The sequence below is a fragment of the Pseudomonas sp. DF11 genome, from assembly GCF_058148565.1.
This window is the reverse complement of the sequence record NZ_JBYVYN010000001.1, coordinates 1476606-1489947: the sequence shown is the minus strand read 5'-3', so window position 1 is coordinate 1489947 and position 13342 is coordinate 1476606. Positions and strand designations below refer to the sequence as shown.

Below are 13342 nucleotides of genomic sequence, written 5' to 3'. Positions count from 1 at the left end.
TGGCGCTTGTGCAAGAGTCCGGTGCAGTCATGGCACCGGTGCCGTTTGTAATGACCTGGGGAATTGCCTTTGAAAGACGTGTTGATCGTGGATGACCACCCTGTCATACGAGGGGCGTTGCGGCTCATTTGCCAGAATGAGGCGTTCACTCATATCAGGGACGCCAGCGGGGTGGCCGATGCCAGGGCTCTCATCAAGGAGGCAGTGCCAGACCTGGTGATTCTGGACCTGGTGATGAACGGTTTCGATGGCCTGGACCTGCTGGTCTGGATCATGGCCCAGTTTCCTGAATGCAGTGTGCTGGTGTTCACCTCCCAGGATGCGCAGCACTTCTGCAACCGCTGCATCTCGGCCGGGGCCCGGGGCTTTGTGACCAAGAAAAGCGATCTCAAGGAACTGACCAAGGCCATCCAGGCGTTGAAGTCCGGCTATGCCTATTTTCCGCAGATGTCCGTCAGGCTGGATTTCCAGCAACGCAGCGAACAGCAGGCCCTGGAAAGCCTCTCCACCCGCGAGCTTTCTATCCTGCGCATGCTGGCCATGGGCATGCGCGGCAAGGACATCGCCGAAAGCCTGTTCCTGAGTCCTAAAACCGTCAGCACCTACAAGACTCGCCTGTTGGAAAAACTCGGCTTGCAATCCTTGGTGGGGTTGTCGGAGTTTGCCAAGCGCAATCACCTTTGAATGAGCTACACCAAATAAGGTGGGAGCGAGCCTGCTCGCGATAGCAGTCTGACAGTCGATGCATCATCGGCAGAGGCACCGCCATCGCGAGCAGGCTCGCTCCCACAGTTTTTTGATCGCTGTTCTCCAGATAGAACGCTAAAGCCGGTTTTTGCCATCTAGTGCTTCAAGGGTGTCGGTTTTAAGCTGCGTTCATCGAATCGCAGTACCTGATTTTGGAGACACGGCATGAAAAACATCATCGGCCTCTACACCAGTCCACGGCCCCATTGGGTCGGCGATGGCTTTCAGGTTCGTACGCTGTTTTCCTACGACAACCTGGGCAAGCACATCAGTCCGTTCCTGCTGCTGGATCATGCCGCCCCCACGGAATTTACGCCCACCACCGAGCGTCGTGGCGTCGGCCAGCACCCCCATCGCGGTTTTGAGACCGTGACCATCGTCTACCAGGGCGAACTGGAGCACCGGGACTCCACCGGCAGCGGTGGCAAGATCGGCCCTGGCGATGTGCAATGGATGACCGCTGCTTCCGGCATCATCCACGAAGAGTTCCACTCCGAAGCCTTCGCCCGGCAGGGTGGGTTCATGGAAATGGTCCAGCTGTGGGTCAACCTGCCCGCCAAGGACAAGATGGCCCCGGCCGGCTACCAGACGATCCTCAAGGGTGACATCCCGAACATCGCCTTGAAGGACGCCGCCGGCAGCCTGCGCTTGATCGCCGGGCGTTTCGAAGGGCATCAAGGCCCTGCGAAGACCTTCACGCCCATCGACGTCTGGGACATCCGCTTGAATGCCGGAAAAAGCCTCACCCTTGACTTGCACGAAGGCCACAATACCGCCCTGGTGGTATTGCGCGGCTCGGTCCAGGCCAATGGCCGCGAACGGGTCGAGGCCGGGCAAATGGCCCTGTTCGACCGGGCTGGCGATCAATTGAGCCTGCAAGCCAATAACGATGCCGTGGTGCTGCTGCTCAGCGGCGAGCCGATCGACGAACCCATCGTCGGCCATGGTCCGTTCGTGATGAACAGCGAGCAGGAAATCCACCAGGCCTTCAGTGATTTCCACTCCGGGCGTTTTGGTCGGATGGACGACTGAACGCGAAAACAACCACCACTCTGAACCCCCTGTGGGAGCGAGCCTGCTCGCGATAGCGGCGGATCAGTCAACATTAATGTGGCTGACACACCGCTATCGCGAGCAGGCTCGCTCCCACAGGGTTTGCGTGGTCGGTACACTCTCGTCAAAACTGTGCCAATCTTCGCCAATGGCCTTTCTGGAGCTGTCCCGATGCTGTCTCTGATCTCCGATCACCCGCTGCTCTGTGCCCTGGTGCTGCTTGTGCTCGACCTATTGATGTGGCGCCTGGTCAGTGCGGATCGGACCTATTGGAAAATCGGCGCAAGGCTGCTGATTTTTTCGTTGTTCAGCGTGCTGCTGTTCAACGAAGGCCTCAACCCCATGCAGCCGGCGCAGTGGGTCGACGATGTGCCGCGGCACCTGGCCGCTACCGGCTTGCAGATCGCCTGGTGGCTGTTTGCCGCGCGAACCCTGACGGTGCTGATTGGCGCGGCGATGATGCAACGGGTCGGCCATACCGGGCGGTTGTTGCAGGACTTGCTGGGTGCGGTGATTTTCCTGATCGCCGTTATCGCGGCATTGGCCTATGTGCTGGATTTGCCGGTCAAGGGTGTACTGGCGACGTCGGGTGCGATGGCGATCATCGTCGGCTTGGCCTTGCAGAGCACTCTCAGCGATGTGTTCTCCGGGATCGTGCTCAATACCACCAAGCCCTATCAGCTCGATGACTGGATTTCCATCGACGGCACCGAAGGCCGGGTCACCGACATCGACTGGCGGGCCACGCGCTTGCAGACCGCCCAGGGCAGCATGGCGGTGATCCCCAACTCGTTGGCGGCCAAGGCCAAGGTCATCAACTTCAGCCGACCCAGCGATGTCCATGGCTTGTCCATCAGCATCCAGGTCAGCCCCCACGCGCGACCACAAACCGTGATCGACGCGTTGGAGCGGGCGATGATCGGCTGTCGTTCCCTACTTGCCAACCCGGCGCCCTCCGTCACCCTCAAAAGTAGCGGCAGCGGCGGTGCGGAGTATGAGATCAGCGGTTTCGTTGCCTCTATGGCCCAGAAACGCACGGTGCGCAACCAGCTGTTCGACCTGGCGTTCCGGCATTTGCAGGCGTCGGGCGTGAGCCTGTTGTCCACCAGTGAAAGCGCGATTCCCCCGGCGGTGTCGCGTCCCCGGGCGTTGCTGGAAAGCTCGAACATTTTCTCCACCCTGCGCCAGGATGAGAAAGACACTTTCGCTCAGAACATGACCCTGCAGACCTTCCGTGCCGGCGACGTGATCCTGGCGGCCGGGGAGGTCAGCGATCATCTGTTCATCATCGAGTCCGGGGTGGTCAGCGTGACCCTCATGCGCAACGGCCAGCCACTCGAGGGCGGGCGCATGGGGCCAGGGGAGGTGATCGGCGAAGCCGGGGTCGTCGCCGAACAGGCTGCGCTGGCGAATTTTACCGCCAAGACTTTCTGCACCCTGTACCGCATCGAGAACAGCTACCTCAAGCCTTGCCTGGAGGCCCGTCGTGACATCAACGACGCCATGAAGAATCTTTTGGACGTACGCATCCACCTCGCCCAGAACCTCACCCGCGAGCTGCCCAAACCCGTGGCCAAGAAGCGCTTCCTGCAATGGCTGCGTAGCCGGGCCTGAAGCCTATCTTGAAGCCCCCTGTGGCGAGGGGATTTATCCCCGCTGGGCTGCGCAGCGGCCCCAAAAACGGGCACTTCGGTGTGACGGGTAAATCGTGTCAGCCGGTTTGCGACTGCTGCGCAGCCGAGCGGGGATAAATCCCCTCGCCACAATAGGTTCGTGTTCTTCCCAAAGGATAAGCACCAGTCCCCATTGGCCACCCGAACTTCCCAACAATTGGCTATTTGTACCGCACCACTGCACGGCTAACTTAGCGCTACACCCAATTGTCCTGGAGTTCACCATGCAACCGCGCATCGATTTCTACACCGCTTCCCCTGACGCTTTCAAAGCCATGCTGGCCCTGGAAAACGCCGTCTCGAAACTGGGTCTGGAGAAGTCCCTGCTGGAGCTGGTCAAGCTGCGTTCCTCGCAGATCAACGGCTGCGCCTTCTGCATCGACATGCACACCGCCGACGCCCGCAAGGACGGCGAGACCGAACGCCGCTTGTACGCCGTGACCGCATGGCGCGAAGCGCCGTTCTTCACTGGCCGTGAACGCGCCGCCCTGGCCTGGACCGAAGCCCTGACCCGCCTGAGCGACACCCACGCGCCAGACGCCGACTACGCCCTGTTGAGCGAGCATTTCAGCCCCAAGGAAATGGTCGACCTGACGGTGGCGATCAACGCCATCAACGGCTGGAACCGTCTGGCGGTGGGGTTTCGCAAGATGCCCGAGGCGTGAATCCAGCGGTTATCAACTCAGATAGGCCCTCGGTGTGCTACCGGTCATGTGCTTGAAGAAGGCAATGAAAGCGCTGTCACTGGCAAAGCCCAGGTCAAAGGCGCAGTAGCTCAAGCTGCGCCCGATGGCGAGCAGTTCAATGGCGCGCATCAGGCGCCATTGCTGTCGCCATTGCTGATAACCCATGCCGGTTTCCCGCTGAAAGATCCGGCCGATGGTCCGGCCACTGGCGCCGATCTGCCGCTCCAGCACCTCCAGGGTGGGAGGCAGGCGATCCAGTGCCGCGAGCAGCGGCGCCAGGCGCTTGTCTTGGGGCAGTGGCAGCAGCATCGGTTGTTGTACCGCCTCGCGAATTTCACTCAGGCACAACCCCAGCAAATGCATATTGCGACCTTGGGTCCAGTCGCTGTCGAATGCGGCGTCGGTGATCGGTTCGAGGACAGCGCGTAGTAGCGGCGAGACCTCGATGATGCACACCTGCGGCGGCAGGTCGGCGCACAGCGATGCCGCCAGGTAGATCGATCGATAATCCACACTCTGTTGCATCACCGCCCGATGGGACGTCAACGGCGGGATCCACGCGGCACGTGATGGCGGCAGCAGGCATAGCTGCTGCGCCAGGGTGATGCGTGTGCAGCCCTGGCGTGTGAACAGCAGTTGCCCGCGCTGATGCTGGTGCGGCCCAGAATCGTGGTGAGCCAATGTCGCCGCGATACCGATCACCGGTGCGGGATGGCGGTCGGGGTCGAAGAGGACATGAGCGTCGAGCCAAGCCATAAATTGTCAGATTTCAAGGATAAGTTGTCAGGGTTCGGATAATACGACAGTCGTGAATTCGTAGACTGCTCGCCATTTTTCGAGCGAGCTTACCGATGACGTCACGATCTTTCCTGAGCCTGGCGATTGCCCTGGTGATGTTCCCCCAGATTGCCCAGACCCTCTATAGCCCTGCGTTGGGAGACATCAGTTTGAGTTTTGCCGTCAGTCCAGAAATGGCGGCGCAGACGCTGTCCGTATATTTCCTGGGATTCGCCTTGGGTGTCGTGGTATGGGGCCATCTCTGTGACCGCATCGGTCGACGGCCCGCCATGTTGGGCGGGTTGGCCTTGTATGCGGCAGCGATGATATTGGGGCTGAACGTCGACACCTTCGATGCGCTGCTGGCCGTCCAGGTACTGGCTGCTTTGGGTGCGGCGGTCGGTTCGGTGGTGACCCAGACGCTCCTGCGGGATCGTTACCAAGGCGCACAGCTTGGCCAGGTGTTTTCAGTGATCGGTATCGCCCTGGCGGCCAGCCCGGCGATTGGTTTGTTCAGCGGTGCCGCCCTGGTGCGATGCCTTGGGTATCAAGGTGTACTCGGTGGCCTGTTGCTGCTGTCGCTGATGCTGTTGGTGTGGTGTGCTCGATCCCTGCCGGAAACCTTGCCGGTCCGTCTCCCGGCGCAATCCTTGTCGAAGACGTCCTGGCGCATGCTGAAGGACCCGTGGATCTGGCGTTCTTCGTTTCTGGTCGCCACCTTCAACGTTGCGCTGTTCAGTTACTACAACCTCGCTCCGTTCCAGTTCGAACGACTCGGCTTGAACGCGGCGTTGTTTGGCTACAGCGGGGTGATCCTGGCCCTGGGCTCGGGTCTGGGGGCATGGCTGAACAAGCGCCTGCTTGCATGGGGTTTCAACGGCAATCAGTTGTCGGCCGTCGCCGCGATGGTGCTGCTGATCGGTGGAGTGAGTGTGCAAGGTCTGCTCGACGGTCGCGGCTTTGTCGTGGCGATGCTGTTGGTCGTGCTGGCGTTCGGCATGGCGATCCCCAACGTGCTCGGTGCTGCGCTGGTTTGCTACGCCGACTGCTTGGGCACGGCCGGTGCGCTGTTCGGTTTGTTCTATTACCTGCTGATTGGTGGCGCCTTGATGCTCGCGGCCTGGTCCCAGGCACTGGGCTGGACATTGATTGTGTGCGGGGTGCTGGCGGTGTGCTTGACGGTGCGACAGGCTCGGCTGGTCTGATTGATTCGACGCAAAACCTGTGGGAGTGGGCTTGCTCGCGAATGCGGTGTGTCATGGATAAAAGTATTGAGTGTCCCGACCTCTTCGCGAGCAAGCCTGCTCCCACAGGATGTAAGCGCGCCAGATTGTGAGGCAGTGAGAGATATGGCACCAAAGGAAACTGGTGGGAAGAAAAGGGAAGAAAAAGGACAAGCCAGGAAAAACGGGGGGTTGATCCAGTAAGCGGCACTAATCGGTGCCAAAAGAGGCGCGGCCCCCAAAATCCTGCCGCAAACTAAAAAGCCCGCATTTCGCGGGCTTTTTGGCACTGGCGCTTTAGATCATCCACCCGCCTGACCAGACCACTCGCCCCACGACCTGAAGCCGCTCAAGCCGATCAGTGGGAACATGCACGCTGGGATAAGCCGTGTTGGCGCTGATGACCAAGACCCCGCCGTCGATCTGGCGTTGCAGCCGCTTGGCGTACAGGAGGTCATCCAGGCGTATCACATAAAACGCCTCGCCCTGGATGGTGTTCCGGGAAAGATCCACCATCACGGTATCGCCGTCCTTTAGAAACGGCTCGTTTGAGTCGCCATCCACCCGCACTGCCGCGAGCTGCGACGCTTGCAGCCCTTTCTTCTGCAAGCTGTATTTAGTGAAAGCAAGCATTGTCAGGATGCGAGCGCCATCGCTCCAGGCACCGTGGCCCTGGCTAATTCTGGCGTCGTACAGCGGAACATAGGCATAGATGCTGTCGTCCTGCGCCTGGGCAGGCGCCCCCTCCGCCGGATACATCTCCCCGCGCCCCGACGCGATCCAGTCAAGAGATACCCCTACCGCAGAAGCCAACAGCGCCAACGAGTTGAACGCGGGCATCCCCTCACCGGCAATCCACCGCTGAAGCGACGACAGAGCCACATTCGCAGCCTCGGCAGCCTGTTTTCGGGACTCGAACAAGCTTGCGACCGTGGCTATCCGGGTTTCTATTCCCGAATTCGGAAAAGAAACCGCATTTTCGCCTACTGGCGCGTGCTTCGATTCCGTGTAAGTCACTGAATTCACTTGAGTTTTCCACAATAGACTGTTGTCTTGCCCGAAAACGGGAATAAAAACTCCCAAATTCGGTTTACCACATCCCGAATACGGGATATATTGTCCTAAACCGGCCGTTAGAAAGCCTAAAAAAACCACCCTAGACGATGGTTGAAAAATGGAAACCTACGACATACCGCTCGATTCGGAACGACGCTGGGAATGGATTAAATTCCAGCTCCGCGTTCGAGGCACAAACTTTGCCGACCTGGCCAGGACGAATGGCCTGAATGAGCGCGCCATCCGTAACGCTAAGCACCGGCCTTACCCTCGGGTAGAGCGGGCAATCGCACAAGCCTTGGGGCTTCAGCCTGTCCAGTTGTGGCCAGAGCGTTGGAATCTCAATGGCTCTCCACTGCGCCAGCGACCAAACCGCGCTGAGACGAATTCGGTCTATCCAAAGCATACCGAAAATAGTCCGGTTGGTCACAGTAAAACCAAGTGGAAAGACGGCGATGCGTGACTGGTATACGTCGCAGGAACTGGCGGGCCTCCCTGGGCTGCCAGGAACCGTTCCTGGTATTCGCAAGGTGGCGGCTCGCCTTGAGTGGGAGAGCCAGAAACGTCTCGGCACCAAAGCGGTCGAGTACCCGTTTTCGTGTTTGCCCGCCGAAACACAAGCCGCGTTGATGGCCCGGTCCATTGCAGAAGTTGAGGCTCCAGTCGAAGCGGCCCCCGCCAAGGTTCCGGAGCAAAAGGCTATCGCAACAGTGTCCAAGGGGACCACAAAGCTAAATGACGTGCAGCGGGCTGTCATGGTCGCTCGGCTCTGCTTCATTCGGGAGATCGAGCGCATGTGCGTCGCGACATCGCAAAATCGCGCCATTGACGTTTTGGTTAAGCAAGCCCGCGATGGGGCACTGAGCCCGTATTTGACTGAACGGTTGGCCCTGGCCAACAACAAAAAGACGGGGGACAGAACGCTATCGGAGAGAAGCCTAAAGCGTTGGCTATCTGCATATCGGACCGATGGAGAGGCGGGCTTAGCGCCGTTGCGCCAACGTCCAAACCTGACGGTTCCTACGTGGGCAAAAGATTTTCTTAGGTGTTACCAGCGGCCTACAAAGCCGAGTGTGGCGGCCAGCTATGCCGAGTTTGCGCAACGCTATGAAGGCCCGCTGCCAAGCATCCACGCGGTGCAACGTTTTCTGAAGAAGCTTTCCCCAGAAGCTTTGCAGGCTGGGCGAATGAGCCCGCAAGAACTTAAAGCGCTGCAACCATTCCGTCGCCGCTCTACGAAGAACCTTTTTCCAGGGGACGTTTACACCGCCGACGGCCATAAATTTGATGCGGAGGTCATCAATCCGCTGACCGGCAAGCCATACCGGCCAGAGATCACAACCGTGTTGGATGTAGCCACCCGAAAAGTCGTTGGCGTATCGGTTGGAGAAGCAGAGTCGGCCATTGGTGTTTTGGACGCGCTGCGTGATGCGGTCCGTAAATGCATGTTCGGCATTTTCTATGTCGACAACGGCTCAGGTTTCGCTAACGACACCGTGCGGGAAGTTGTCGACCGCTTGGGCGGCACGATGACCCACTCGCTGCCATACAACAGCCAGGCGCGGGGCCTCTCCGAGCGGGGACACCAGACTATTTGGGTGCGCGCAGCCAAGAAGCTGACCAGCTACATCGGCGCCGACATGGATAAGCACGCCGGTACACGAGTGCATCGCATTGGCCGCAAGGAGCTGCGTGAGGGCGGGAAAAGTAGGCTGCTGCCCGCATTCGGTGAATTCATGTCAGGCGTTGAACATGAAATCGCGACCTACAACGCTACTCCGCATCGAGGCCTAGCCAAAATTCGCGATCCCGAAACCGGCGTACTGCGGCATATGAGCCCAAACGAGGCTTGGCAAGCAGCGATAGCAGAAGGCTGGGAGCCGATTACCGCGCCCGGCTCGTTGGTTGAATCACTCATGCGTCCACAAGTGGTGCGCACAACGAGACGCGGCGAAGTCGCTTGGGCGGGTAGCACCTATTTCCTAACCGATCTAACGGCCTTGCACGGGCAAGAAATACGCATTGCCTATGACGTTAGAGATGCTAGCCAAATCTGGACGTTCACGTTAGACGGCGAGCTGATCGGCGCGGCCCAACTGGATGGAAACAGCTCGGATTATATGCCTCGCACCATGGTTGAGATGGCGAGAGACAAACGGCAACAAGGCCAGTTCAAGCGTGCAGTGGATAAGTTGGAGACGTTGACGGGGCAGCGAGTAGAAATGATCGCTCCTACAACGGCACCGTCTGCGAGCCTTTCGGCAGAAGCCCTGGAAGCGGCACGAGATTACGCCCAGTCGTTGGATCAGCAGCGGCCTACGTTCGTAGTGCCAGGGGATGACGTTGCTCGTTATCGGCTTTGGGTTCGGTTGAATCAACGAAAGATCGCCGGTGAAGAATTGACTACCGACGAAGCCCGGTGGTGGGAGCGTTATCCCGCCCATCCGGACTTCGTGGCAATGCAAAGAGTATTTCAACACGCGGGTTGAGAAGCCCACGTTTCAAAGCAGTCAGCGTGCGCCAACACGCTAGACATAGGAGGAGAAGCACAGTGAGTGTAAACAAAATTGTTCCTTTAACAAATGTCGGTCTTTTGTCCGGCGCAATGAGTCGCGCTATGGGCCGTCCAATCGGGCTGCCAGGATTGGTGGCAATGTACGGTCCTAGTGGCTTTGGAAAGAGCGCGGCGGCGGCATTTGCTGCCAATCAGCATCGTTGCTATTACGTCGAATGTCGCGACACTTGGAGTAAGAAAGCGTTTCTGACGGCGATTCTTCACGAGATGAGCCTTTTACCTGGTCGCACATTGTCAGAAATGGTCGACCAGATCTCCGTCCAGCTATCCGCTTCGCGTCGCCCATTAATCGTGGATGACGTGCAATATCTGTTGGATAAGGCTGTGGCAAATGTGCTGACCGATATCTACAACGCGAGCGAAGGAACAATCGTCCTGATCGGCGAAGAGCGTGTTCCTGCATCGCTTCAGCGTTTAGAGCGTTTGCATAATCGTGTACTGGAATGGGTTCCCGCACAGGCAGCAACACTTGACGATGTTCGCCAACTGGCACGCGACAACTATCCAGGCGTCAGCTTTGCAGATGACCTGTTGGCTGATTTGAATACCGCGACCAAAGGCTGCCTACGTCGGGTGGCGGTGAACCTCTACAAGGTCCAGTCCGAAGCATCGGCGATGATGCTTGATCAAGTGGATTTGAAAGCTTGGGGAAATCGCGGTTGGTATACCGGAGAAGCCCCGATTCGGAGGGCCATGTAATGGCAGGCCGGACACCTCACCTTATCGTTTCAGGCGGCAAAAGCTCAAAGCAGCGTATGTGGGAAGCAATGCGCATCTTGGCTCAAGGGTTCGATGTTCATGATATTGCAAGACGTAGCGATCAGATGCCTAACGAGATTGTTCGTTACCTCGATGCGCTAAAGAAAGCAGGCATCGTCGAGACTGTAGTTGATGACTATCGCAAGGGCCAAGCTCGACTTTACAGATTGGTCAAAGATGAGGGTGCAGAGCATCCGCATCTCAATAGTAAAGGTGAACGCACTTATGACCATCTCGCAACCGAGAACATATGGCGTTCCCTTCGTATTCTTGGTGGGAACGTAACGGTAAGGGATGTGGTAAGTGCTGCGTCAGTCGGCACGGTGTCGCTCACTGCTACCAAAGTTAGGCAATATCTGAATGCCCTTAGCGAGGCGGGTTATTTAGCTAAGACCCCTGGCGACACCGCTATGGGAATACCTACGTTTTACTGCCTCATTCCGGGCAAAGACACTGGTCCCCGTCCACCGGAAATCCGTCAGCTTGAGTCGCTGCAGGTCTACGACCCAAACCTCCACCGGCTGATCTACACCAAGACCACCGGTACGCCAGGTGCAGATCGTAGTTTGATCGAGCCTGGCATCGACTTAGCGCGAACCCGTGAACTCTTGGGCGAATGGTTAACCTTGGCAAAAACTGCAAAGGGGCCGGTCTCGCTTCCTAATGACCTGGTGCAGCGGACTCAGTTGGAGTTGGCTTCGCAGGAAGAATCGGGAGGCCTCCAATGACGCAAGTAGACCTTTCGAAATGGGGCCAGCAGCCACCGCTCTTTGTTCGTCTGCTCGCGGCGGAAGTGGCAGCGAGCGACCGCACCAAAGCGGCGGCTCGAATTGGCATGAGCCGTACAGCGGTGAGTTTGATCTTGGCGAATAAGTACACCAGTCCTAGCACGGCTGGTGTTGAGCGCCGCGTCATGAACGCGCTTGGTCGGATGGATTGTGTCGCCGTCAACGATGTGGTGACCATCGAACAGTGCCAAAACTATCGCGATAAAACACCACCGACGCACAACCCACAAGCGATGCAGAGTTGGCGAGCCTGCCAGTACTGCGCCTTCAATCCCAATTGTGCAGGTGCCGAAAATGCAACCATCCATTGAGATTGCCAGCCCACCAGTGCCCGTCGTCCAGATCTATATCGCTGGTCGCAGCATGATTCGTCTGTACCAGGGTGAGAAATGCGTCGGGTTTTCCGACAGCTATAAGTTCGCCCAAATCCGAGCGGATGAACTGGCAAAGGCGAAGCCGAAACGGGAGGTGCATTGATGCGTACTCGATGCCCTAACTGCGGTACGACAGTAAGCCTTGATGCGCTCATCGCTCACGATGGTGCACGTGAAGCGCTAGGAGCGGCCTTTAAGGTTTCCGGTCAACTCGGTAGCGCCTTGATTCGGTATGTCGGCTTGTTCCGGCCGGAGACCCGAGAACTGACCATGGATCGCGTGGCCAAGATCCTGGGGGAATTGCTTCCAGATCTTCAAGCCCAGCGCATCGAACGGAACGGTGCACTTTTCAATGCCCCTCCTGCATGTTGGGTATGGGCGATTGAACAGGCAATTACTGCACGCGACTCCGGTCGATTAACTCCACCGCTTAAAGGCCACGGCTGGCTCTACCAAGTGATGAGTCAGTGGCAAGGTGAAACGAGTCCGACGGTACTCCGGCCTGAGAACAGTACACACAAACCGCCTGTGATCGTCCGGCCAAGCCAAACAACTGCCGCGTTGTCAGCGCTACAGGGGCGATTAAATGGTGGATGACTGGCTAGAGCGCGAAGTAATCGCCGGGTTGATGGGGCTCGTCGCTCTGCGCTTGGACGGTGCGCCTGCCGCCGATGCCGTGACACACACACTGGATATCTGGCTGGTGGCCTTGAAAAAGGCGCAACGCTGGAACGAAGAGACAGACAGGGAGCGAGTTAAAGCCGCTTTCGAAATGCTCTTTGCAAGCTGCGAGCGGTGGCCAGCACCTGCCGCACTGATTCGGATGTTGCCTTCCAGGGATCTCCCTCGGGCATTACCGAAGCCTGTTTTAACAAATGAGCAACGCGCAAATGGACGTCGACGGATCGGGGAGATCTTCGAAGTGCTTGGGCGCCGTATTACCAAACACGAAACGAACACGGAGCAACACAACGAATGAGCATTCCAGAAGGGTTCCGCCAGGACGCCAAGGGCCACTTGGTGCCGGTCGTACTGATTAAGCCTATTGATCTGGCTCGCGATGAGCTGGTCACTGAGCTGGTCAACAAAGCAAAAGCAGTGTCAGGGGCGTTGGGTGCTTTCAAAGCCTCGGCGTTTGGGGACATCAAGGCATTCGTGGACATGTCCGCAGAGCAATACAAAGCAACCATTGGGGGCAAGAAAGGAAATGTCACGCTGCTGTCGTTTGATGGCCGCTACAAGATCATTCACGCGGTCCAGGACTCCATCAAATTCGACGAGCGGCTACAAGCCGCACGAGTGTTGATCGATGAGTGCGCTGCCGAATGGACGCAGGACGCACGTAGCGAGGTACGCGTCCTGGTCAACGAGGCATTCCGCACCGACAAGGCCGGTGAAATCAGCACTGGTCGAGTGCTTGGCCTGCGCAGGTTGGACATCCAGGACGAACGATGGCAGCGGGCGATGCAAGCCATCAGTGAGGCCGTTCAGGTTGTTGGTTCAAAGAGCTATATCCGGGTTTACGAGCGTATTGGGGACTCAGACCAGTACGCACCCATACCCCTTGATATCGCAAGCATCTACGTGCAGGACACAGCGTCCCCAACGTTGCATTGAATTGCGACCAGCTC

At 58.1% G+C, this 13342-nt stretch carries 16 protein-coding genes; 14 read left to right on the top strand and 2 right to left on the bottom strand.

Annotation, left to right across the window (positions count from 1 at the left end):
• The first annotated feature begins 69 nt into the window (after nucleotides 1-69).
• The 4 genes from AC30D9_RS06490 (at nucleotide 70) to AC30D9_RS06475 (ending at nucleotide 4138) form a co-directional block, all read left to right on the top strand.
• On the top strand, nucleotides 70-684 hold the full coding sequence (locus AC30D9_RS06490) for a response regulator transcription factor (protein ID WP_134925137.1): 615 nt from the start codon (nucleotides 70-72) through the stop codon (nucleotides 682-684).
• A 228-nt stretch (nucleotides 685-912) separates the two neighbouring features.
• Entirely contained in the window at nucleotides 913-1779 is an 867-nt protein-coding gene (locus AC30D9_RS06485; RefSeq protein WP_249015359.1) for a pirin family protein, read from the top strand.
• Nucleotides 1780-1971: 192 nt separating this feature from the next.
• On the top strand, nucleotides 1972-3414 hold the full coding sequence (locus AC30D9_RS06480; RefSeq protein ID WP_307571653.1) for a mechanosensitive ion channel family protein: 1443 nt from the start codon (nucleotides 1972-1974) through the stop codon (nucleotides 3412-3414).
• Nucleotides 3415-3697: 283 nt separating this feature from the next.
• Entirely contained in the window at nucleotides 3698-4138 is a 441-nt protein-coding gene (locus AC30D9_RS06475; protein ID WP_063320283.1) for a carboxymuconolactone decarboxylase family protein, read from the top strand.
• Nucleotides 4139-4150: 12 nt separating this feature from the next.
• On the opposite strand, the gene AC30D9_RS06470 is transcribed toward AC30D9_RS06475, so the two are convergent.
• Entirely contained in the window at nucleotides 4151-4915 is a 765-nt protein-coding gene (locus tag AC30D9_RS06470; protein ID WP_134925133.1) for an AraC family transcriptional regulator, read from the bottom strand.
• Between the two features lie 95 nt (nucleotides 4916-5010).
• Here AC30D9_RS06470 and AC30D9_RS06465 point away from each other — a divergent pair, with 95 nt between their 5' ends.
• The gene (locus AC30D9_RS06465) at nucleotides 5011-6141 is read left to right on the top strand and encodes an MFS transporter (protein ID WP_490143695.1); all 1131 of its coding nucleotides are present in this window, start codon (nucleotides 5011-5013) and stop codon (nucleotides 6139-6141) included.
• A gap of 315 nt (nucleotides 6142-6456) precedes the next feature.
• On the opposite strand, the gene AC30D9_RS06460 is transcribed toward AC30D9_RS06465, so the two are convergent.
• On the bottom strand, nucleotides 6457-7185 hold the full coding sequence (locus AC30D9_RS06460; protein WP_490143694.1) for a S24 family peptidase: 729 nt from the start codon (nucleotides 7183-7185) through the stop codon (nucleotides 6457-6459).
• A gap of 148 nt (nucleotides 7186-7333) precedes the next feature.
• On the opposite strand from AC30D9_RS06460, the gene AC30D9_RS06455 reads away from it, so the two are divergent.
• From AC30D9_RS06455 to AC30D9_RS06415, 9 genes are all read left to right on the top strand, one after another.
• Nucleotides 7334-7678: a helix-turn-helix domain-containing protein gene (locus tag AC30D9_RS06455; RefSeq protein WP_490143693.1), complete on the top strand. Its 345-nt coding sequence runs from the start codon at nucleotides 7334-7336 to the stop codon at nucleotides 7676-7678.
• Nucleotides 7671-9704 (top strand): DNA-binding protein, encoded by a 2034-nt coding sequence (locus tag AC30D9_RS06450; protein WP_490143692.1) that lies wholly within the window; start codon nucleotides 7671-7673, stop codon nucleotides 9702-9704. The genes AC30D9_RS06455 and AC30D9_RS06450 overlap by 8 nt, the downstream gene beginning before the upstream one ends.
• A gap of 62 nt (nucleotides 9705-9766) precedes the next feature.
• Nucleotides 9767-10489, top strand: a complete 723-nt coding sequence (locus AC30D9_RS06445) for an AAA family ATPase (RefSeq protein WP_490143691.1) — start codon at nucleotides 9767-9769, stop codon at nucleotides 10487-10489.
• Nucleotides 10489-11277 (top strand): helix-turn-helix domain-containing protein, encoded by a 789-nt coding sequence (locus AC30D9_RS06440; protein ID WP_490143690.1) that lies wholly within the window; start codon nucleotides 10489-10491, stop codon nucleotides 11275-11277. The genes AC30D9_RS06445 and AC30D9_RS06440 overlap by 1 nt, the downstream gene beginning before the upstream one ends.
• Nucleotides 11274-11648 (top strand): hypothetical protein, encoded by a 375-nt coding sequence (locus tag AC30D9_RS06435; RefSeq protein ID WP_490143689.1) that lies wholly within the window; start codon nucleotides 11274-11276, stop codon nucleotides 11646-11648. Before AC30D9_RS06440 ends, AC30D9_RS06435 begins: the two co-directional genes overlap by 4 nt.
• On the top strand, nucleotides 11632-11814 hold the full coding sequence (locus AC30D9_RS06430; protein ID WP_490143688.1) for a hypothetical protein: 183 nt from the start codon (nucleotides 11632-11634) through the stop codon (nucleotides 11812-11814). Before AC30D9_RS06435 ends, AC30D9_RS06430 begins: the two co-directional genes overlap by 17 nt.
• Nucleotides 11814-12308, top strand: coding sequence for a hypothetical protein (locus AC30D9_RS06425; RefSeq protein ID WP_490143687.1), 495 nt, complete (start codon nucleotides 11814-11816; stop codon nucleotides 12306-12308). Before AC30D9_RS06430 ends, AC30D9_RS06425 begins: the two co-directional genes overlap by 1 nt.
• Entirely contained in the window at nucleotides 12298-12690 is a 393-nt protein-coding gene (locus AC30D9_RS06420) for a hypothetical protein (protein WP_490143686.1), read from the top strand. Before AC30D9_RS06425 ends, AC30D9_RS06420 begins: the two co-directional genes overlap by 11 nt.
• Nucleotides 12687-13328 carry a DUF3164 family protein gene (locus AC30D9_RS06415; RefSeq protein WP_092456678.1) on the top strand — a complete coding sequence of 214 codons (642 nt, stop codon included), beginning with the start codon at nucleotides 12687-12689 and terminating at the stop codon, nucleotides 13326-13328. The genes AC30D9_RS06420 and AC30D9_RS06415 overlap by 4 nt, the downstream gene beginning before the upstream one ends.
• Nucleotides 13329-13342: the final 14 nt, after the last annotated feature.